The organism is Janthinobacterium sp. BJB426, from assembly GCF_002735705.1.
In the GTDB taxonomy this organism is placed as follows: Bacteria; Pseudomonadota; Gammaproteobacteria; order Burkholderiales; family Burkholderiaceae_D; genus Janthinobacterium.
Genome location: NZ_PDZL01000010.1, coordinates 34,172 through 53,504, shown reverse-complemented (window position 1 = coordinate 53,504; position 19,333 = coordinate 34,172). Strand labels below are relative to the sequence as shown.

The 19,333-nt window shown below is 62.2% G+C and carries 15 protein-coding genes; 9 read left to right on the top strand and 6 right to left on the bottom strand.

Annotation, left to right across the window (positions count from 1 at the left end; genetic code table 11):
• Positions 1-24 precede the first annotated feature (24 nt).
• The 3 genes from CSQ93_RS17035 to CSQ93_RS17025 form a co-directional block, all read right to left on the bottom strand.
• Entirely contained in the window at positions 25-2,058 is a 2,034-nt protein-coding gene (locus tag CSQ93_RS17035; RefSeq protein WP_099379064.1) for a GNAT family N-acetyltransferase, read from the bottom strand.
• An 83-nt stretch (positions 2,059-2,141) separates the two neighbouring features.
• Positions 2,142-3,356, bottom strand: a complete 1,215-nt coding sequence (locus CSQ93_RS17030; protein ID WP_099379063.1) for an MFS transporter — start codon at positions 3,354-3,356, stop codon at positions 2,142-2,144.
• A gap of 305 nt (positions 3,357-3,661) precedes the next feature.
• On the bottom strand, positions 3,662-4,867 hold the full coding sequence (locus tag CSQ93_RS17025; protein ID WP_099379062.1) for an extracellular catalytic domain type 1 short-chain-length polyhydroxyalkanoate depolymerase: 1,206 nt from the start codon (positions 4,865-4,867) through the stop codon (positions 3,662-3,664).
• A gap of 398 nt (positions 4,868-5,265) precedes the next feature.
• On the opposite strand from CSQ93_RS17025, the gene CSQ93_RS17020 reads away from it, so the two are divergent.
• Complete coding sequence (locus CSQ93_RS17020) at positions 5,266-5,853, top strand: PRC-barrel domain-containing protein (RefSeq protein WP_099379061.1); 588 nt, start codon at positions 5,266-5,268, stop codon at positions 5,851-5,853.
• Between the two features lie 190 nt (positions 5,854-6,043).
• On the opposite strand, the gene hrpA is transcribed toward CSQ93_RS17020, so the two are convergent.
• Positions 6,044-10,276 (bottom strand): ATP-dependent RNA helicase HrpA, encoded by a 4,233-nt coding sequence (hrpA, locus tag CSQ93_RS17015; protein WP_099379060.1) that lies wholly within the window; start codon positions 10,274-10,276, stop codon positions 6,044-6,046.
• A 56-nt stretch (positions 10,277-10,332) separates the two neighbouring features.
• Here hrpA and argA point away from each other — a divergent pair, with 56 nt between their 5' ends.
• Complete coding sequence (gene argA, locus CSQ93_RS17010; protein ID WP_046685875.1) at positions 10,333-11,643, top strand: amino-acid N-acetyltransferase; 1,311 nt, start codon at positions 10,333-10,335, stop codon at positions 11,641-11,643.
• Between the two features lie 48 nt (positions 11,644-11,691).
• Here the strand turns inward: argA and kdsA are convergent, their stop codons facing one another.
• On the bottom strand, positions 11,692-12,537 hold the full coding sequence (gene kdsA / locus CSQ93_RS17005) for a 3-deoxy-8-phosphooctulonate synthase (protein ID WP_099379059.1): 846 nt from the start codon (positions 12,535-12,537) through the stop codon (positions 11,692-11,694).
• 220 nt (positions 12,538-12,757) lie between these two features.
• Here kdsA and CSQ93_RS17000 point away from each other — a divergent pair, with 220 nt between their 5' ends.
• On the top strand, positions 12,758-13,030 hold the full coding sequence (locus CSQ93_RS17000) for an oxidative damage protection protein (RefSeq protein ID WP_034750797.1): 273 nt from the start codon (positions 12,758-12,760) through the stop codon (positions 13,028-13,030).
• A gap of 178 nt (positions 13,031-13,208) precedes the next feature.
• Positions 13,209-13,733 (top strand): DUF6622 family protein, encoded by a 525-nt coding sequence (locus tag CSQ93_RS16995; RefSeq protein WP_099379058.1) that lies wholly within the window; start codon positions 13,209-13,211, stop codon positions 13,731-13,733.
• 36 nt (positions 13,734-13,769) lie between these two features.
• Here CSQ93_RS16995 and rpiA read toward each other — a convergent pair whose 3' ends face one another.
• Complete coding sequence (gene rpiA, locus CSQ93_RS16990) at positions 13,770-14,447, bottom strand: ribose-5-phosphate isomerase RpiA (protein ID WP_099379057.1); 678 nt, start codon at positions 14,445-14,447, stop codon at positions 13,770-13,772.
• Between the two features lie 206 nt (positions 14,448-14,653).
• Here rpiA and CSQ93_RS16985 point away from each other — a divergent pair, with 206 nt between their 5' ends.
• The 5 genes from CSQ93_RS16985 (at position 14,654) to CSQ93_RS16965 (ending at position 19,144) form a co-directional block, all read left to right on the top strand.
• On the top strand, positions 14,654-15,022 hold the full coding sequence (locus CSQ93_RS16985; protein ID WP_099379056.1) for a response regulator: 369 nt from the start codon (positions 14,654-14,656) through the stop codon (positions 15,020-15,022).
• Positions 15,023-15,024: 2 nt separating this feature from the next.
• Positions 15,025-15,651 carry a chemotaxis protein CheC gene (locus CSQ93_RS16980; protein WP_099379055.1) on the top strand — a complete coding sequence of 209 codons (627 nt, stop codon included), beginning with the start codon at positions 15,025-15,027 and terminating at the stop codon, positions 15,649-15,651.
• Between the two features lie 5 nt (positions 15,652-15,656).
• A complete protein-coding gene (locus CSQ93_RS16975; RefSeq protein ID WP_099379054.1) occupies positions 15,657-16,628 on the top strand; it encodes a GGDEF domain-containing protein in 972 nt (323 codons plus the stop codon).
• Between the two features lie 150 nt (positions 16,629-16,778).
• Positions 16,779-18,446, top strand: coding sequence for a sensor histidine kinase (locus CSQ93_RS16970; RefSeq protein WP_158301273.1), 1,668 nt, complete (start codon positions 16,779-16,781; stop codon positions 18,444-18,446).
• Positions 18,443-19,144 carry a response regulator gene (locus tag CSQ93_RS16965; RefSeq protein WP_233516218.1) on the top strand — a complete coding sequence of 234 codons (702 nt, stop codon included), beginning with the start codon at positions 18,443-18,445 and terminating at the stop codon, positions 19,142-19,144. Before CSQ93_RS16970 ends, CSQ93_RS16965 begins: the two co-directional genes overlap by 4 nt.
• Positions 19,145-19,333: the final 189 nt, after the last annotated feature.

The window sequence follows — 19,333 nt, the reverse complement described above, 5'->3', positions numbered from 1 at the left end:
CCTGCCCTCCCTCAGTTTCCCTCCTCAGTTACCTTCATACACCAAAAAATGCAGCCGATCATAGAACAGGCTGTAGGCATAATCGAACGTGCCCACGCTGCGAAAGCCCTTGTGCAGATACACTTGCAACGCTTCGCTCTTTTCCCACACCGTCAGGGTGATACGCGCACAGCCCTTGCGGCTGGCCAGGTCGCGGATTTCATGGAACATTTGCCGAAACAAGCCCTGGCCCCGGTATTTCTCGTCGATGGCCAGGCTGCTGACGAAACAGTCGTCGGCGCGCGCATGCGCGAGCACGAAGGCGTCATACGCATCGTCAAGCGCCTTCATGTCGTCGCGGTAATATGACACGGCGCCGCAGGCCTGGAACTCGTCCATCGTCGCGGCCGTGAAAAAGCCGATGAAACGCCCGTCCTCGTCATGCAAGCCGTGGATGTGCGCCAGATACGGATCGATATTTTGCCGCCGCTGCAGTTCGACTAACTGCAGATTCAATTTATTCCCAAAGGAACAGTATTCCAGGTAACTGGTGGCAAACAGCAATTTGGCCATGCGGTTCTTCGCCTCGTCGCCCAGCAGTTCTCCCGCCACCAGTGTGAGCGGCGCATGCGACAGCAGGCCCGCCTGCGCCTCGTCACCTGGCGGGGCGGCATCGCTGGTGGCCGGCATGCGGCTGCCGTGGCGGCCCACGGTCGGGCGCCAGAAGTTGCCGGCGGCAATCTGCTGCGAGCGGTGGGCCAGCAGGTAACGGCAAAAGACGGCATTCACGCGGTCGAGCTGCGGGTCGTCCGACAGCACCGAGTAATAGTGAAAGTGGTCGATGTCCGCCCGCAACTGGGCAGCATACGCCATGCGCGGCACTTCCTCGATATCGAACACGTCGACGATATTGACGAGGCTCAAAGGATCGTCGAGCTGCCAAGCGATTTCATCGAGCCGCGCCACGCAGCGCGCGTACGCGCGCCGTTCCTCGTCGCTCAAGGGGATGTGCATGTCGGTAATGATATCGTCCAGCAAGCGCATGCCGCGGATGCCGCCCGCCACCGCTTCGCGCGCGCCGTCATACAGCACGCAATAGCGCTGGTAGAACTCGGCATGGCTGAGCAGGGTCACGCCCAGGTTTTTCTTCCATTCGGCATAGAACTGGCCAAACAGCTGCGCCTCGAATTGCGGGCAGGAACGGGGAACCTGCGCATCGATACCAGCATAGGCGAGGTTCACATTGCGCTGGATCACGCGCAGCGCGGCATCGTTCTTCTTGGCGATCAGCATGCCCGTTTCATCGAGAAACAGATTCATCCAGCTGACATGCCGGCGCTCTTCGCTGTCATCGGCGTTGCGCTGGAAATAATCGGGCACTTCCGGCTTCATCAGGAAAATCGTCGCCGGATTGTGCGGGATCGTATCGACATCCATATACATGCCGCCGTATTCGCACATGATGAGGATGCGAAAATAATCGGACAAGGTGGCGAAGTAGCGCTGCGTATGCAGGGTATCGAGGATATCGAAGCGGGCCGGCGCGAAATCGAGCGCCAGCGCGCGCAGCGAGTTGATATGCAGGGTCGTGCCGCCGATGGCGTAGCGGCCTATCGTGTAGCGCCCGGCGCCGCCCGTGGGGCTGAAGCGCTCGTCATCGCGCAGCTGCTGCGCATCCCACACCCACAGAATGGAGACGTACGGCGCGCCGCCGTTGTAGCGCACGTCGTCGAGCGCCGCGCCCCACTGCCCGATCGCCTCACAGGCGATGTCCGGCAATGGTCCGCCCATCCAGATGCGGTGCAGGTAGCGCTCGTCGTCACCCAGCGCGCGCGTGGGGATGCAGCTGAGCGAGGAACAGCTTGCCGCATTGAAATGGTTGAAGTTCAGGGCGACAAAGCTGCGCAGGGCCGCGATGCCCGCCTGGTGCTCCACGGCCAGTCGTTCCAGATCAATGCCGGGGGGCCGGACATCGGCCAGGGTGATGTAATCGAGTTTCAGCCGGTTGATGCGAAACTCGTATTCCAGGTTGAAAATCTTTGCTTGATCGTGTTTCGAGGCCAGGTCATCTATTTTCATGGGCGCACCATTTTCCGCAGGAGAGTGTCAATGAACTTCGCAGGAGGTAAAACAAGGTCGACAACATGCGCATCGCTGCGCCATCAGTGCCGGGCCAGCAGCACCTCGCTTTCCCGGCGCCCCGCCATACCCCGCGCAAACAGCAGCAGGCAGGCGGCGATGACCACGATGACGGGGATATTGAGCAGCGCATACGTTTCCAGCGCATAGCCGAAGCGCTGGCACAGCACGTTGTACAGCTGCAGCCAGGCGGACAGATAAATGCAGTAAAGCAAGCTCATGGCGGCCGTCGTGAGTGTCATCGATTCCTTGCTGGCCGTAATCGCGCTGCGGATCAGGGCGCCGTTGAACAGGCCGAAGCCGATGGAATAGACAAACATGCAGGCGGCAAACACGTCGACGTGATGGCGACCCGCGCCGGCGCCCAGCATGCCGGCGGCCGCGATCAGCCCGCCCAGGCGCAGCAGGGACACGAGCGGGAAATCCTGGCGCAAACGCTGGATGGCGATGCTGCTGAGAACGAAACCGGACAAAATCACGCATTGCAGGGCGATATACGTGGCGTAGGACGCGCCCATTTCCTGCAGCACGAAGAGGGGCGAAAAGCCGATCCAGGCCGTCAGGGGCACGGTGGCCAGCCCGGCCGTGAACATGCCGAACATGAAGCGCCCGTTGCTGAAAATGGCGACATAGCTGCGCACGATGGCGGCCAGGTCCAGGCGCGTGACCTTGGGCGCCGCGCGCGGCATGGTCTTGAACAGGCCCAGCAGGGACAGCAGCGCCAGCAGGCCCGAGAGGAAAAAGACGTAGCGCCAGTCCAGCCGGCTGATGATGGCGCTGCCGAGGATGGGGCCGGCCAGGGGCGCGAGGATGGTGGTGCTCGACAAGATGCTGCTGAGCTTGACGGCCGCCATGTCGTCGAACAGTTCATGGATCATGGCATAGCCGACGAAGATGAAACAGCAGCCCATGCCCTGGATGAAACGCGCGGCGAGAAATTGCTCGATCGAGGCGGAAAATGGCACGGCCAAGGTGGCCAGCAGGAACAAGGTATTGCCAGTCAACACCAGCTTGCGCTTGCCGATGGTGTCGGCCAGCGGCCCCAGGAAAATCTGCAGCGAGCTGCCGCCCAGCAGATACAGGCTCAGGGACAAGGGGACGAATTTTTCCTCTGCCTGGAACTCGCCGACGATGCCCAGCATGGCCGGCATGATCATGTCGTTCGACAAATAAATATTCAGTTCAAAAACGAGAAAAAACGCAAAAAACCACAGCAACTGCTTGGACTTGATGGACATGGCGCGTTCCGTAACGTGGGTGGCTGCCGTCAGTGCATGCCAGCCGTCGGGGCATGGGACGGCGGACACGGATCACACTGAAAACGTGTACCAATTGTATACCAATTAGTATTTTTAGCGCCTTATTTTGTTATTTTTAAATACCGGAACAATACCACTTTATAAAATTCATGGTGCTGCGGCATTTGGAATCTGCGCTGGAAAGGGCACGGCCAGCGTGCCGGCGCGCGGCAGCAGCCGTACGGGAGAAAGGAAAACGATGCGTACCAGTACCTGCGCACCGTTGCGGCGCGCAGCACGCTGGCTTACCGGCGGCGGTGGCTGGCGAAGAAATCGAGCAGCATCTTGCTGGCGTCGGGCTTGGCCTTGTCGTTGAATGGCAGACTGGCGTCGCCGCCGCTCCACGCGTGCTCGAGGTGCTCGACCTGCGCCACGCGCAGCAGCACATCCTTGCCCACCTGATAATCGTGCAGCCCATACGCATGGGCCGGATTGCGTCCGCCCGCCGCGCCGCCAGGCAAACGCTGCGCCGTCACCACGGTATCAACCGGCAAGCGGTTGACGCGCACGCTCTGGCGCACCAGCTGCGTCTGGTTAATGGGACGCACCACCTTGTCGGCCAGCCCTTGCAGCAGGATGGTGGGCAGGCGGGGAAACGCGGGCTGGCGCGCCAGCAGTTCATCGATGGCCGCGTCGGCACGGGCGCTGGCGCCATGCTGCATCACGCCCAGCGCGCCGATCAGGTTATGCCCGGCGCCAAACACGGGCCCGGAATGCAGGCCCAGCGCGGCAAACAGATGGGGATGGTTCAGGGCCACGATATGCGCCATGCCGGCGCCGGCGGAAATGCCGCAGATATAGATGCGCGTGCGGTCGATCGCATAGCGGGCCGCCACCTGCTCGATGGCGCCGACGATCAGGCGCACGTCGCCGCCCCCCTCCTGCGTCAGCTTGTCGTACCACTTCCAGCAACGGCGCGCATGCGAACGCAGCGATTGCTGCGGATACAGCACGGCATAGCCCTTGCGTTCGGCCAGGCGGTTCATGCGCGTACCTTCGGCAAACTGCGTGGCACTCTGTTCGCAGCCATGCAGCATCACCAACAGCGGCCGGCCCCGGCTGCGCATGGCGGCGCTTGGCGCCTTCTCGGGCAAGTACAGGAAATATGGCAGGCGCCGGCCCGGCAACTGACCCAGTTCAGGCAACGGTGCATAGTGGGCGGCCAGCCACTTGCCCGGCGGGGGCGCCGTTCGCTTGCGCACGCGCGGTGGCGACAGGGGCGTGGCAAAGGGTGCCAGGGCGGGCACGGCGCCGCTGGCAGGCCTGGCGCGCGGCGGCGGCCTGGTCTTGACCACGGCCTTGACCACGGTCTTGCCACGGGGTTTGGATTTAGCCTTGGGCTTGGCCGGCACGGGGCCAAACAGCACCTTCGCCAGCTTGGTGGCAGTGCGCTGCTGCGCCTTGCCGGCGCGCAAAAGCCCACGCAGCCACTTGGTGGCGGGCTTTACCATGACAAGCGACGCGCGTGTCGTAGTGGGGCGTACCGCAAGTTCATCCCTCTGCATCGTTGCATCGTCAGCATGTGCGGCCTCCTCCGTAGAACGCATAGAGTACCGCAATTGGCTGACCACACCGTACGGTTGCACACCGATAAAGTGCCGCTAAGTAATCCTCAGGAAATTATTGTGAATTTATAACGAACAGAACCGGATGCTATGCAAGGCGCCCACTGCGACGCAGTGCGAGCACTGCTAGCAGCGGGCAACGCCGCAGAGCGCCGGTTATGGAAGTCAGAAATCATAATAATTTATTGGGGGTTACTTAGCACCATTGAGGCAGATCAAGCGTGACCTGGGGCGTATGCTTACTCTGGATGTTCGATCAGCACTTCACACGAGGAGAGAACACCATGAGCTATCTGGACCGCGATATCCTGGGCATGTACCGCAACCACGACGGCCCGGGGCCGGCCCTGATGGGGGCAGATACCCTGATCGGGGACGATGTCTACAATCACAACGACGAGGAGCTGGGCGACATCAAGGAAATCATGCTCGACATGCGCACCGGCCAGATCGCCTATGCCGTGCTGTCCTTCGGCGGCATGCTGGGCATGGGCGACAAGCTGTTTGCCGTGCCCTGGGAGCGCCTGACCCTGGACACCGTCAACAAGCGCTTCCTGCTCAACGTCGACAAGGACCTGCTGAAGGATGCCCCCGGCTTCGACAAGAACAACTGGCCCGACATGGGTAGCGAAGCGTGGAACCTGCAGATGGAAGCGTTCTATGGCAGCGGCACGCGCTACGGCAGCGGCGCCATGGCAGGCAGCCGCATGCCATCCGGCAGCGACCTGCGCAGCGGCGCCAGCCTGCAAGCGGGCAGCGAAGGCAGCCTGTCCGGCACCTCCATGAGCGGCAGCCGCGCCGGCACGGGCAGCAGCCAGGGCGGCTCGCGCTCAGCGCTCGGCGATGATGATGATCTCAACAAGCGCACTTGAGAGATCAGGTGGAACGTAGGTCGGGTAGGATGGATTAGCGGAGCATGTTGCTGCCCATCGTTAGCGTCAGGCGCCTCTAGAAACCATAGCGAGCAAGTTCAATATCGCGTTGAGTAGCGCAACCGTACTCTAGTACGGTGAGCAACGCCGACGCGATAGTGAGCTGCGCAGTAGGTTTATAGAGGTGCCATCACCGCTGCATCGACTCCCATACTTTCTGCAGGCGCTTGGCAGACACCGGCATCGGCGTCCGTAATTCCTGCGCAAACAGCGACACGCGCAGCTCTTCCAGCATCCAGCGGAAGTCGACCAGTTTCGGATCCGTGTTCTTGCCGGCCTGGCGGTCCTTGGTCTGGCGCAGATACGGCGCGGCGGCCGATTGCCATTCGGCCATCAGCTTGATATCGCGCGCGGGGTCGGCCCGCAGTTTTTCCAGGCGCACATTGATCGCCTTCAAATAGCGGGGGAAATGCGCCAGCTGCGTGTACTCGTTTTCCGTCAGGAAACGTTTATGCACGAGGCCCTGCAGCTGCGCCTGGATATCGGTGGCCGCCGCTGCGGGAATATTTTGTAGCCGCTTCGGCAAGCCGTGGAATTCCGTCAGCACTTGCGACAGCAGGCGGGCAATTTCGTTCACCAACAGAACCAACCGCGACTTGCCCTCCGTCTGGCGCTTGGCAAACGAGGCGGCGTCCAGCGGCAGCGGATCTTGCAGGCAGGCGATGTCGAGCGCCTTGTTGATGATTTGCTCGCGCAGCTCTTCCTGCGAACCGAGGGCCATGAATTGCATGCCCATCTGCTGCAGGCCGGGAATGCTTTTCTCGACGTATTTGATCTGCTCCTTCATTTGCAGCGCGAACAAACGGCGCAAACCGATCTTGTGCGTGCGGGCGGCCACGGTCGGATCGTCAAATACTTCCAGGTCGCAATGCGTGCCCTTGTCGACCAGGGCGGGGAAGCCGATCAGGGTCAGCTTGCCTTGCACGATTTCGAGCAATTCCGGCAATTCGCCGAAGGTCCAGGCCGTCAAGCCCATGTGTTGCGAGACGGTGGCATTCGGCGATGCCGGCGCGGCAGCGGCTGTGCCCTTGGCTGGCGCACCGCCCTTGCCTGCCGCCGCATTGGCGGCGGCGCCCTGCGCTTGCGCCTGCAGCCGCGACGCCACTTGCGCGCCCGCCACCTTGGCACCGGGCGTGCCCGTACCGGACACGCCCGACACTTCGGCCAGTTTCTGGAAGCTCTGGCGCGCCTGGCCGCCGAATTCCGCTTGCAGGGTGGCCAGGTTGCGGCCCATGTCCAGCTGACGGCCGTGCTCATCGATCACCTTGAAATTCATGAAGTGATGGGCAGGCAGGGTTTCCGGCTTGAAATCCGTCGTCAGCACATTGATCGTGATCTGCGTGCGGATATCGAGGATGATGGCGTCGATCAGATCGCCGCGGCCAAACACGCCCGCCTCATGCATGCGCTCGCAAAATTTCGCTGCGTAATCGGGCAGCGGCACGCAGTGGCGGCGCAGCTTTTGCGGCAACGATTTTAATAGCAGATGCACTTTTTCTTTCAGCATGCCCGGCACCAGCCATTCGCAGCGCTCGCGCGGCAACTGGTTCAGCGCATACAGGGGCACGCTCAAGGTCACGCCATCGCGCACGCTGCCCGGCTCGAAGTGGTACGTGAGGCCCATTTCCAGGCCCGTCACGGACATGGTTTTCGGGAACAGGTCCGTTGTCACGCCGGCCGCCTCGTGGCGCATCAGCTCTTCGCGGTTCAGATACAGCAGCTTCGGGTTTTCGCGTATGGCCTCTTTATGCCATTTCTCGAAACCGGCGCCATTGCACACGTCCGCCGGCAGCAATTTATCGTAGAAAGCGGCGATCAGTTCATCGTCGACCAGCACGTCCAGGCGGCGTGACTTGTGTTCGAGGTTTTCGATGTCCTTGATCAATTTATGGTTGTGCGCAAAGAACGGTGCGCGCGTGTCGAAATCGCCGCCGACGAGAGCGTCGCGGATGAAGATTTCACGCGCTTCCGGCAAGTTGAAATTGCCGTAGTTGATGCGGCGCTGGCTGTACACCACCAGCCCATACAAGGTCGCCCGCTCGGACGCCGTCACCTGCGCCGAGCGTTTTTCCCAGCGCGGTTCGCCCCACGATTTCTTCAGCAAATGCTCGCCGACCTTTTCCAGCCACTCGGGCTGGATCTGCGCCACGCAGCGCGCGTACAGGCGCGTCGTGTCGACCAGTTCGGCCGCCATGATCCACTTGCCCGGCTTTTTCAGCAGCGAGGAACCGGGCCAGATGTGGAACTTGATGCCGCGCGCGCCCAGATACCCGGCGCCCGGCTCGTCCTCGCCCTTGAAGCCGATATTGCCCAGCAAACCGGTCAGCAAAGCCATGTGCAGATTATCATAGGTGGCCGGCGCTTCGTTCAGGCGCCAGCCCTGTTCCTTGACGATGGTCAGCAACTGCGAATGCACGTCGCGCCATTCGCGCAAGCGCATCTGCGACAGGAAATTCGTGCGGCAATTATCCTGCAGCTGGCGGTTGGTTTTCTTGTGCTCGATGGCCGATTCGAACCAGCGCCAGATTTTCAGATAGCTGAGGAATTCCGATTTTTCATCGGCAAACTTCTTGTGCGCCTCGTCAGCCGCCTGCTGGTGTTCCATCGGGCGGTCGCGCGGATCCTGCACGGACAACGCGGAAGCAACGATCAGCACTTCCGTCAGACACGCGTTATCGAGCGCGGCCAGGATCATGCGGCCCACGCGCGGGTCCAACGGCAGCTTGGCCAGCTTGTTGCCCAGCGGCGTGAGTTTGTTGACCTCATCGACGGCACCGAGTTCCTGCAGCAATTGATAACCGTCGGCCACCGCGCGCGCCAGCGGCGGCTCGATGAAGGGGAAGGTTTCCACGTCCGTCAGGTGCAGGGATTTCATGCGCAGGATGACGGCCGCCAGCGAGGAGCGCAGGATTTCCGGTTCGGTAAACTTCGGCCGCAGCAAATAATCCTGCTCTTCGTACAGGCGGATGCACACGCCATCGGCCACGCGGCCGCAACGGCCGGCGCGCTGGTTGGCGGCCGACTGGGCGATCGGCTCGACCTGCAGTTGCTCGACCTTGTTGCGATAGCTGTAGCGTTTCACCCGCGCCAGACCCGCGTCGACCACGTAGCGGATGCCGGGCACGGTCAGCGAGGTTTCCGCCACGTTGGTGGCCAGCACGATGCGGCGCGCATTGCTGGTCTTGAAGACGCGCTCCTGTTCCTCGGCCGACAAACGGGCGAACAGGGGCAGGATTTCCACGTGCGGCGGATGGTGCTTGCGCAGCGCTTCGGCGCAGTCGCGGATTTCGCGCTCGCCCGGCAAGAACACCAGCACATCGCCCGAACCGATGCGGCACAGTTCTTCCACGCCATCGACGACGGCATCCATCAAGTCGCGCTTTTCGCGCGCTGCGGCCGTGCGCTGGCCCGGCTTGTCGGCGTTCGCGCCCGAACCAGGCATGGCCACCTGCTCGCGCTCGACGGGACGGTAGCGCACTTCCACCTGGTACAGGCGGCCCGACACTTCGATCACGGGCGCCGGTTTTTCCGGTGTGCCGAAATGGCGCGAGAAGCGTTCCGCATCGATGGTGGCCGAGGTGATGATGATTTTCAGGTCAGGCCGGCGCGGCAGCAGCTGTTTCAGGTAGCCAAGCAGGAAATCGATGTTCAGGCTGCGTTCGTGCGCTTCATCGATGATGATGGTGTCGTAGTTTTTCAACAACGGGTCGGTCTGCGTCTCGGCCAGCAAGATACCGTCCGTCATCAGCTTGACGGACGCGCCACGGCTCAGGGTATCGGTAAAGCGCACCTTGAAGCCCACCGTTTCGCCCAGCGGCGTACCGAGCTCCTGCGCGATGCGCTTGGCCGTCGACGAGGCGGCGATACGCCGCGGCTGCGTGTGGCCGATCATGCCCTTCTGGCCCCGTCCCAGTTCCAGGCAAATCTTCGGCAACTGCGTCGTCTTGCCGGAACCCGTCTCGCCCGAGACGATGATGACCTGGTTTTCCATCAGGGCCTTGGCGATTTCCGCGCGCCGGCCCGAGACGGGCAAGTCTTCCGGATACGTAATCGGCGGCAGCGGATTGCGGAAGGCCTTTTCCGCCTCGCGCGCGGCGCGGGCTGCGTCACGGCTCTCGCGGCTTTCCTGCCCCTCGCGCGGCGGGCGCGCGGCCTGGGGCTTGCCCTCTGCCGATCGCTGCTGCTGTTGCTGCCGCTGTTGTACTTTCGGCTGCTCCGCGCGCGGCGCCTGCGGCCTTTGCTGGCTCACGGGCGGGCGCTGGCGGCCCTGCGCAGGCGTGCCTGCAGGCGCGGAAACATCCCCGCTGGCGGGCACATTTGCAACGTTGGAAGGAGGGGAAGACTTATTGCTGGCTGAAGACATTGTTTTTTACAGGTATTTTAAGCGCGCACATCGCGCAGCGAATTATAATGCGCTTAATGGAAAACCCTACCCAATTCGTCCAATGGCTGCGCTCAGTCGCGCCCTACATCCACGCCTTTCGCGGCAAGACCTTCGTGGTCGCCTTCCCCGGTGAACTCGTCAGCGCCGGGGCGCTGCAGGTGCTGGCCCATGATTTGTCCCTGCTGCATGCGCTGGACATCAATGTCACCGTCGTCTACGGCTCGCGGCCGCAGGTGGCGGAACAGCTGGCCTTGCGTAACGTCGAAGGCCGCTTCCACAATGGCGTGCGCATCACCGACATCGCCGCGCTGGAATGCGCGAAGGAAGCCGCCGGCGAGCTGCGCCTCGATATCGAGGCCGCGTTCAGCCAGGGCTTGCCGAACACGCCCATGTCGCATGCAGCCATCCGTATCATTTCCGGCAACTTCATCACGGCGCGCCCGCTGGGCGTGATCGATGGCGTGGACCTGGAACTGACGGGCATCACGCGCAAGGTCGATGCCGAAACCATCCATTCCATCCTCGGTTCGGACGGCCTGGTGCTGCTCTCGCCGCTGGGCTTTTCGCCGACCGGCGAAGCATTCAACCTGACCATGGAAGACGTGGCCTGCAGCGCCGCCATCGCCCTGCACGCAGATAAACTGATTTTCATTACCGAAACACCGATGATGGAAGACGCCACGGGCGTGGAAATCCGCGAACTGTCGTCGCACCAGGCCGAAGCCGTGCTGATGGCGGGCTTCTTGCCGGACGCCACGGCGTTTTACCTGAAACATTGCGTCAAGGCATGCCACAACGGCGTCGAGCGCTCGCACATCGTGCCCTTCTCGATGGATGGCTCGGCCCTGCTGGAATTGTTTACCCATGATGGCGTGGGCACCATGATCAGCCATGAAAACCTGGAAAGCTTGCGCCAGGCCACCATCGAAGACGTGGGCGGCATCATCAAACTGATCGAACCGCTGGAAGCGGACGGCACTTTAGTCAAGCGGGGCCGCGAGCTGATCGAACGCGAAATCGATTATTTCTCCGTCATCGAGCATGATGGCGTGATCTTCGGCTGCGCCGCCCTGTACCCATTCCCCGCGCAAAAGATGGCGGAAATGGCATGCCTGACGGTCAACCCGGAAGTGCAAGCCCAGGGCGACGGCGAACGCATCCTGAAACACATGGAAAACCGCGCGCGCGCCGCCGGCCTGAACAAGCTGTTCGTGCTGACCACGCGTACCTCGCACTGGTTCAAGAAACGCGGCTTCGTGCCGGCCACCGTCGACGATTTGCCGAAGGACCGCCAGCATATGTATAACTGGCAGCGCAAATCCCAAGTGTTGATCAAGACACTCTAAAAACTGAAAAAGCCCGGCATGCCGGGCTTTTTCTTTACTAAAATATCATTACTTGATATTCAGCGGCGCAAACGATTTGACCAGGTCATCGAGTGCCTTCAATTGCGCCAGGAATGGCTCCAGCTGATCCAGCGGCAAGGCGCTGGGGCCGTCGCAGCGGGCGTTGTCGGGATCAGGATGGGCTTCCAGGAACAGGCCGGCAATGCCGACGGCCAGGCCGGCGCGGGCCAGGTCCGCCACCTGCTGGCGGCGGCCGCCCGACGCGGCGCCGCCGGGGTCGCGCTGCTGCAGCGCATGCGTGACGTCGAAGATGATGGGCAGGTCGTCGCAGGTTTTCTTCATGACGCCAAAGCCCAGCATGTCGACCACCAGGTTGTCGTAGCCGAGGCAGGTGCCGCGGTCGCACAGGATCAATTGATCATTGCCCGCTTCCTTGAATTTTTCGACGATATTGGCCATCTGGCCAGGGCTGAGGAATTGCGGCTTCTTGATGTTGATCACTTTACCGGTTTTCGCCAGGGCCACGACGAGGTCCGTCTGGCGCGCCAGGAAGGCGGGCAATTGCAGCACGTCGACCACTTCGGCCACCTGCTGCGCCTGCCATGGCTCATGCACGTCGGTAATCACGGGCACGCCGAACGCCGTCTTGACGTCCTGGAAGATGCGCATGCCTTCTTCCAGGCCCGGACCGCGATAGGAATGGATCGAGGAGCGGTTGGCTTTGTCGAAACTGGCCTTGAACACATAGGGAATGCCCAGTTTTTGCGTCACGCGCACATATTCTTCGCAGGCGCGCATGGCAAGATCACGCGATTCGAGCACATTAATGCCGCCAAACAGCACAAAGCTGCCTTCATTGCTGACATCGATGCCATTGACTTTCACTGAGGCCATAGGGGATTCCATATTGGTTAATTGTTACTACTGGGTTGGAAGAGGCGCAGCCAGCGGCTGGCGCGATAAGGCATCTTACTAGCTAGGGCGGCGCAGATCAAATTTGATCCAGCGCAAGGGCACGGCAAACGGCGTGTCGCCAGGCCGCGACGGCCCCGCGAGGGCAGGCGCAAAGTGCCTTATAATCACGCTTTATCTCTACACTGATTCAGGAGCACAGATGGCCCGCACGATCCACTGCATCAAACTCAACAAGGAAGCCGAAGGACTGGATTTCCCGCCGTACCCGGGCGAACTGGGCAAGAAAATTTACGAATCCGTGTCGAAGGAAGCGTGGGCTGCCTGGCTCAAGCACCAGACCATGCTGGTCAATGAGAACCGGCTGAACCTGGCCGACGCGCGCGCCCGCAAATACCTGGCCACGCAGATGGAAAAACATTTCTTCGGCGATGGCGCCGATGCGGCCATGGGTTACGTGCCGCCAACGGAATAAGTGTTACCGCTTGCCCGTGACCACGTCACGGGCAGTTTCACCTTCGCTGCACCTGCGTTTCACGCCCTCCCCCGCCGTTTCACGGCACTGCCTCCCCGTTTCGTCGCACACCGCTCGCCGCCCACGCCGCCGGCTGGCACAGTACGTCCATCGACAACCTCATTCCAAGGCGGACACCATGTTGCAGCAAATCTTCAGCCACACTCCCCTCTACGTCTGGGCCATCCTGGGCTTTCTCGTGTACCGGGGCGTGCTGGCCAGCCGCGCACGCGAAGTGACTTTGCGCAAGCTGTGCATCATTCCCCTGGTCATGCTGGCCCTGTCGCTGAGCGGCGTACATGGCAGCTTCGGCCTGGCCGGTGTGGCGCCGTTCGCCTGGGCAGCAGGCGCCCTGGCCGGCGCGGTGCTGGCATGGTCGTTGACCAGGACAGACGCCATCGTGGCCATTCCCGCGCGGGGCAGCGTGCAGCGTCCCGGCAGCTGGGTACCGCTGGTCCTGATGATGAGCATTTTCTGCATGAAATATGCGGTCGCCGTGACCCTGGCCATCGCCCCGGCCTATGCCCAAGCGCCCGGCTTCAACGTGCCCGTCTGCCTCGCCTATGGCTGCTTCAGCGGCATCTTCCTCGGCGGCTTGCTGCGCACCGTGGCCGTGTACCGCCAGGCACATATGACAAGCGGCCCGCAAGGGGCCGCCGTGTAAGACAGGTGTGGAAGCCGGCAAGCACCGGCTATCACCTTAATATGCCAGAGTACGCACGCCTTCCGGCATGCCCAGCAGGCAGACATTCGCGCCGCGCACGGCGAACAGGCCGACGGCAATGACGCCGACGATCTGGTTGATCTGCTGTTCCAGCGCCACCGGGTCGGCGATCTGCAAGCCCAGCACGTCGATGATTTCGCCGCCATTGTCGGTAATGAACGCTTCCGTGCTGCCGGCCTTCAGGCGCAAACGGGGCGTGCCGCCCAGCGCGGCCAGCTGGCGCGAGACGGCGGCGCGGGCCATCGGCACCACTTCCACCGGCAGCGGGAAGGCACCCAGGGTATCGACGAGCTTGGAGCCGTCGGCGATGCAGACGAACTGTTTCGCTACGGAAGCAACAATCTTTTCACGCGTCAATGCAGCGCCGCCGCCCTTGATCATGGCGCCGCTGGCCGTGATTTCATCGGCGCCGTCGATGTAGACGGCGATCGATTCAACATCGTTCAGGTCGAAGACGGGAATGCCATGGCCTGCCAGGCGCGCGGCCGTCGCTTCGGACGACGCGACCGTGCCCTTGATGCTGTCCTTGATCTTGGCCAGTTCATCGATGAAAAAGTTGGCGGTGGAACCGGTGCCGACACCGATGATTTCACCCTCCACCACATAGGCGATGGCGGCACGGGCTACGGCTTGTTTCAATTCGTCTTGGGTCATGGCATTCAGGCTAAAGTGAGGAATGGCGCTATTTTAACGGATTGCCAGCCTGGCCAACCGGCCATCATGACCGACGAGAAGACGCGATACAACAGCTAAACGGGAAAACCTTGCCCTAGGGCAATTGCGCACCCAATTACACTCTATGCCCTCTAAAATATGCGAAAATGAAACGATACACCGATATGACGTTTCAGGAATAGCACATGACTCACAGTAAACAGGTACTTGTTGTCGATGACAGCCGGGTTTCACGTTTGATGTCGCATCAATTCATCCTCAGCAAACACGCCGACTGGCAAGTGATTGAGGCGACGACGGGTGAGGAAGCCCTGGAAAAAGTCAAGACCGTCACCCCTGTGCTGATACTACTGGATGTCAACATGCCCGGCATGGGCGGCATCGCGGCCGCGGAGCAATTGCGCGCGCTGTGCCCGCAGACGCACATCATTCTCGTCACGGCCAATGTGCAGAACGCCACCCGCAACCGCGCCAGCGAAATGAAAGTCGGCTTCATGGAAAAACCGATCACGGAAACGCGCATCCACCAACTGATCGAATCACTGGGACTGTGAGCATGATCAATCTCTCCGAACTCGAGAACGACGCCCTGGTAGAGATATTCAACATCGGGGTGGGCCACGCGGCGGCGGCCATGAGCGAGATCGTGAATGAAGAAGTCACCATGTCGGTGCCGTCGATCACCTTCCTGAACCGTGCCGACGCGGCCGCCTTGCTGGGCAGCAAGAAGGATGGCGAACGCATCTGCGGCGTCAGCCAGCATTACGATGGCGCGTTTGCCACCGAAGCCATCCTGATGTTCCCGGAAGACAAGAGCCTGGAAATCGTGCGCCTGATGGTGGGCGACGCCATGCCGCTGCAGGAACTGACGGAGATGGAACAGGAGGCGATGAGCGAGATCGGCAACATCATCCTCAACTCCTGCGTGGGGACCCTGGCCAACCTGTTCGACAGCGAACTGCACGGTTCGCTGCCCCTGTACCACGTGGGCACCAGCGCGGAAATCCTGTCCTCGTTCGGCGGCCAGGATGACGAGGCCGTCGTGCTGATGCTGCATATCGACTTCGTGCTGTCCAAGCACCAGATCCATGGCTATGTGGCCTTCGTGCTCGACCTGTCCGCCCTGCACGATCTGAAACAGCAAGTCAGCCGCTACCTGGCCAAGGTGCTGGGACAGGCGTGACGATCATGCCGGATGCCTTGCACCGACTCGCCCTGCTCGATAGCATACTCGGCGCCGTGAACCTGGGCGCCATCGTGCTCGATGAGGAGCACCGCATCGTGCTGTGGAACCGCTGGATGGCGCGCCACTCGGCCCACCCGGCCGACGCCGTGCTGGGCCAGGATTTCTTCGCCGTCTTCCCGGAAATGCGGCACAAGCGCATCGATTCGGCCATCACCCAGGCCCTGCGCGACAATTTCCAGTCGCTGCTGTCGCAAACCCTGCACAAGGCACCGTTTGCGCTGTACACGCATGGCGCGGCCACGGGCGGCAGCGATGGCGAGGAACGCATGCAGCAAGCCATCGCCGTCACGCCGATCAATTTACCCGGTTCGCCGCGCCACTGCCTGATCCAGATCAATGATGTCACCATCGCCGTGGGACGCGAAAAGCTGCTGCGCGAACAGACCATGGTCTTGCGCTCGCAAACCTTTTCCGACGGCTTGACGGGCATCGCCAACCGCCGCCACTTCGACGTGGCGATCGAGAAGGAAATGCGGCGCGCCATGCGCACCAGCAGCCCGCTGTCGCTGCTGATGATCGACATCGACCATTTCAAGGACTACAACGACCATTACGGCCACCAGCAGGGCGACGATTGCCTGATCCGCGTGGCGGCCGAACTGGCCGCCATGCTGCAGCGCCCGACCGACTTGCTGGCCCGCTATGGCGGCGAAGAGTTTGCCGCCATCCTGCCCGACACGGACGCGGCGCAGGCGCTGCGCATGGCCGAGGCGATCCGCCAGCATGCGGCCGACCTGCGCATTCCGCATGCCAAGACGGGCAATGAGGTCAAGCACATCACGGTCAGCATCGGCATCGCCACGCAACAACCGCAGCAGCCGCTGGCCATCTCCGCCCTGATCGGCGCCGCCGACCGCGCCCTGTACCTGGCCAAGGGCGCCGGGCGCAACCGCGTGATGGTGCAGCCGCTATAAAAAAAGCAACACAAGGCAAAGGATTCCTGTAGACATCTTTACGGCGTGTGCGTAGACTCGTTACTGATTGCAGCAACAACAACAAGAATTTATCTGTGGTATCTATCCCTGCGCATGGCCCACCCATGCGGGACATGGCCAGGAGCGCTTGTGAATCTCGATCCTCCCCTCAGATCCGGCTTGCCGGGCGCCGGCATGGATACGACCATGGTGAACGGCATGCGCCTGCTGCTGTCGAGCGCCACCTTGCTGACCCTGTTCATCGACCCCGAAAGCGCCGGCAAGCTGACCAAGATCACCTGGCTGATCTTTTCCGCCTACACCATGCACAGCCTGCTGCTGTATGTGCTGGCCGTCCTGGGCCTTAGCTTGCCGGAAGATATACTGCTGTACTGGCTGGACGTGGCCTGGTATGCGCTGATCGTGTTTTCCACCAGCAGCCACAACAATTTATTCTTCCTGTTTTTTTTCTTTGCCATCCTCACCTCGTCGTTCCAGCGGGGCTTCGAGGAAGGCGCGCGCGTCACCCTGGCCTCGGCCGGCCTGTTTGCCGCCACCGCCCTGTTCGGCGAAACGGATGCGGAACTGTCGCGCCTGCTGCTGCGCACCACCTTCCTGCTGGCGCTCGGCTACATGATCGCCTACTGGGGTGGCTCGGCCATCACCCAGCGCAGCCACCTGGCGCTGCTGCGCGATGTCAGCCAGCTATCCAATCCCCGCTTCGGCGTCGACCAGACCATCACCTCGGTGCTGGAAAAGACCCGCAGTTATTTCAACGGCCGCAGTTGCCTGCTGATCATGCAGGACAAGGGCACGCGGGTCTGGTCGCTGCGCAGCGTGATTCATACTGGCACGGGCGTCGTGCATACGAGTTCGCTCCTCAGCGACGACGCGGCCAGCCCCCTGCTCGCTTTCCCCTATGACAAGATCGCCCTGTACAACCAGCCCGCCGGGCGCTGGCTGCCGTGGACCGGCGGCGCGCGCATGCTCGAACCCGACAGCGGGCGCTGGCTGCGGCATGACGACGCGGCAGGCGCCCGCCTGGCCGAACTGCTCGAGGCACACGCCTTCATCAGCGCGCCGCTGCCCTTGCGCAATGGCAAAGGCCGCATCTTCATCGTGTCCGCCACCAGCATGAGCAAGACGGACGCCCTGTTTCTCAGCCATATAGGCGCGCAGGCGTTTCCCGTCATTGAAAACATCGACCTGCTCGACCGCCTGGCGTCGCAGGCGGCCTCGCGCGAGCGCGAAAAGATCGCGCGCGACCTGCATGACACGGCGGTGCAGCCATATATCGGCTTGCGCCATGGCCTGGCCGCCCTGCGCAACGAAGCCACGCCGGGCAACCCGCTGCTGCCCGAACTGGAAAAACTGATCATCATGTCGGGCCAGGTGATCACCGACCTGCGCAGCTATGCGCGCACGTTCAAGAACGGCCAGGTGCAAAGCGAGCCGGAACTGCTGGTCGCGCTGCGCCGCCAGGCCACGCAGATCCGCGAATTCTATGGCATCGACATCGCCCTGCACATCGAAGGCGACCTGCACATCAACGACCGCCTGGCGGCCGAGGTGTTCCAGATCGTCAACGAAGGCATGAGCAATATCCGCAAGCATACGTCGGCGCGCCATGGCGCCGTCAAGCTGACCTGCGTGCAGGGCGCGCTGCACATCAGCATCGACAACGAATGCGCCGCCGCGCACGTCCCCGATTTCCTGCCCGACTCGCTGGCCGAGCGCGCCGCCGCCCTCGGCGGCACCGCCCGCGTCACGCATGGCATGCTGGGCAACACCTCCGTACAGATCGAGATCCCCATATGAATGACTTACGCCACATGCCACCGACCGGACATGTCATCAGCGTCATGCTGGTGGACGATCACAAGACCATGCTGTGGGGCCTGGAGCGGCTGATCGGCGGCGAGCACTCGGGCATGCGCGTGGTCGCCACGGCGTCCGACAGCGCCGAGGCGCTGGAGCAGGCGAAGGCGCTGCAACCGGATGTGATCGTGCTGGACCTGGACCTGGGCGGCATCAGCTCGCTGGCCATCCTGCCCGCGCTGGCGCAATGCGGCGGCACGCGCGTGCTGGTGCTGACGGCCAGCCACGACCAGGCCATCCTGGACCAGACGGTACTGAAAGGCGCGCGCGGCATCGTCAGCAAGGATGCGCCGGCGGAGATGGTCCTGAAGGCCATCGAAAAGGTCTACCAGGGCGAACTGTGGCTGGAACACGCGATGCTGGGACGCATGCTGACGCAGCTGACCCAGCCCGGCGGCGGCTCGGCGCAAGCCATCGCCGTCGCCAGCCTGACCCTCAAGGAAAGAAAGATCATCGCCGCGCTGGTGCACGGCAGCGGCACGCCGGCCAAGCTGCTGGCCGACCAGCTGTTTATCTCCGAACACACCTTGCGCAATCACCTGACGTCGATCTACCGCAAGCTGGGCGTGTACAACCGCCTGGAACTGTACGCCTACGCCACCAAGCACCAGCTGGGCCAATTGCCGCCCGGCGCCTGACGCCGCCATCCCCCTGCACGGCCACCGCACGGCCGCGCCCTTCCTCCCCGCCGCCCCCTTCGCCCGCCACCGGCGCGGCCTCGCCGCGCCAAACTCAAGCATGACAATTGTCACGAAAAAAACAAGCAGTTCCTCCCCGCAATAAAAGGATGTTCTTCTGATGTAGATCAAGGTGCCGACTTCTATAGT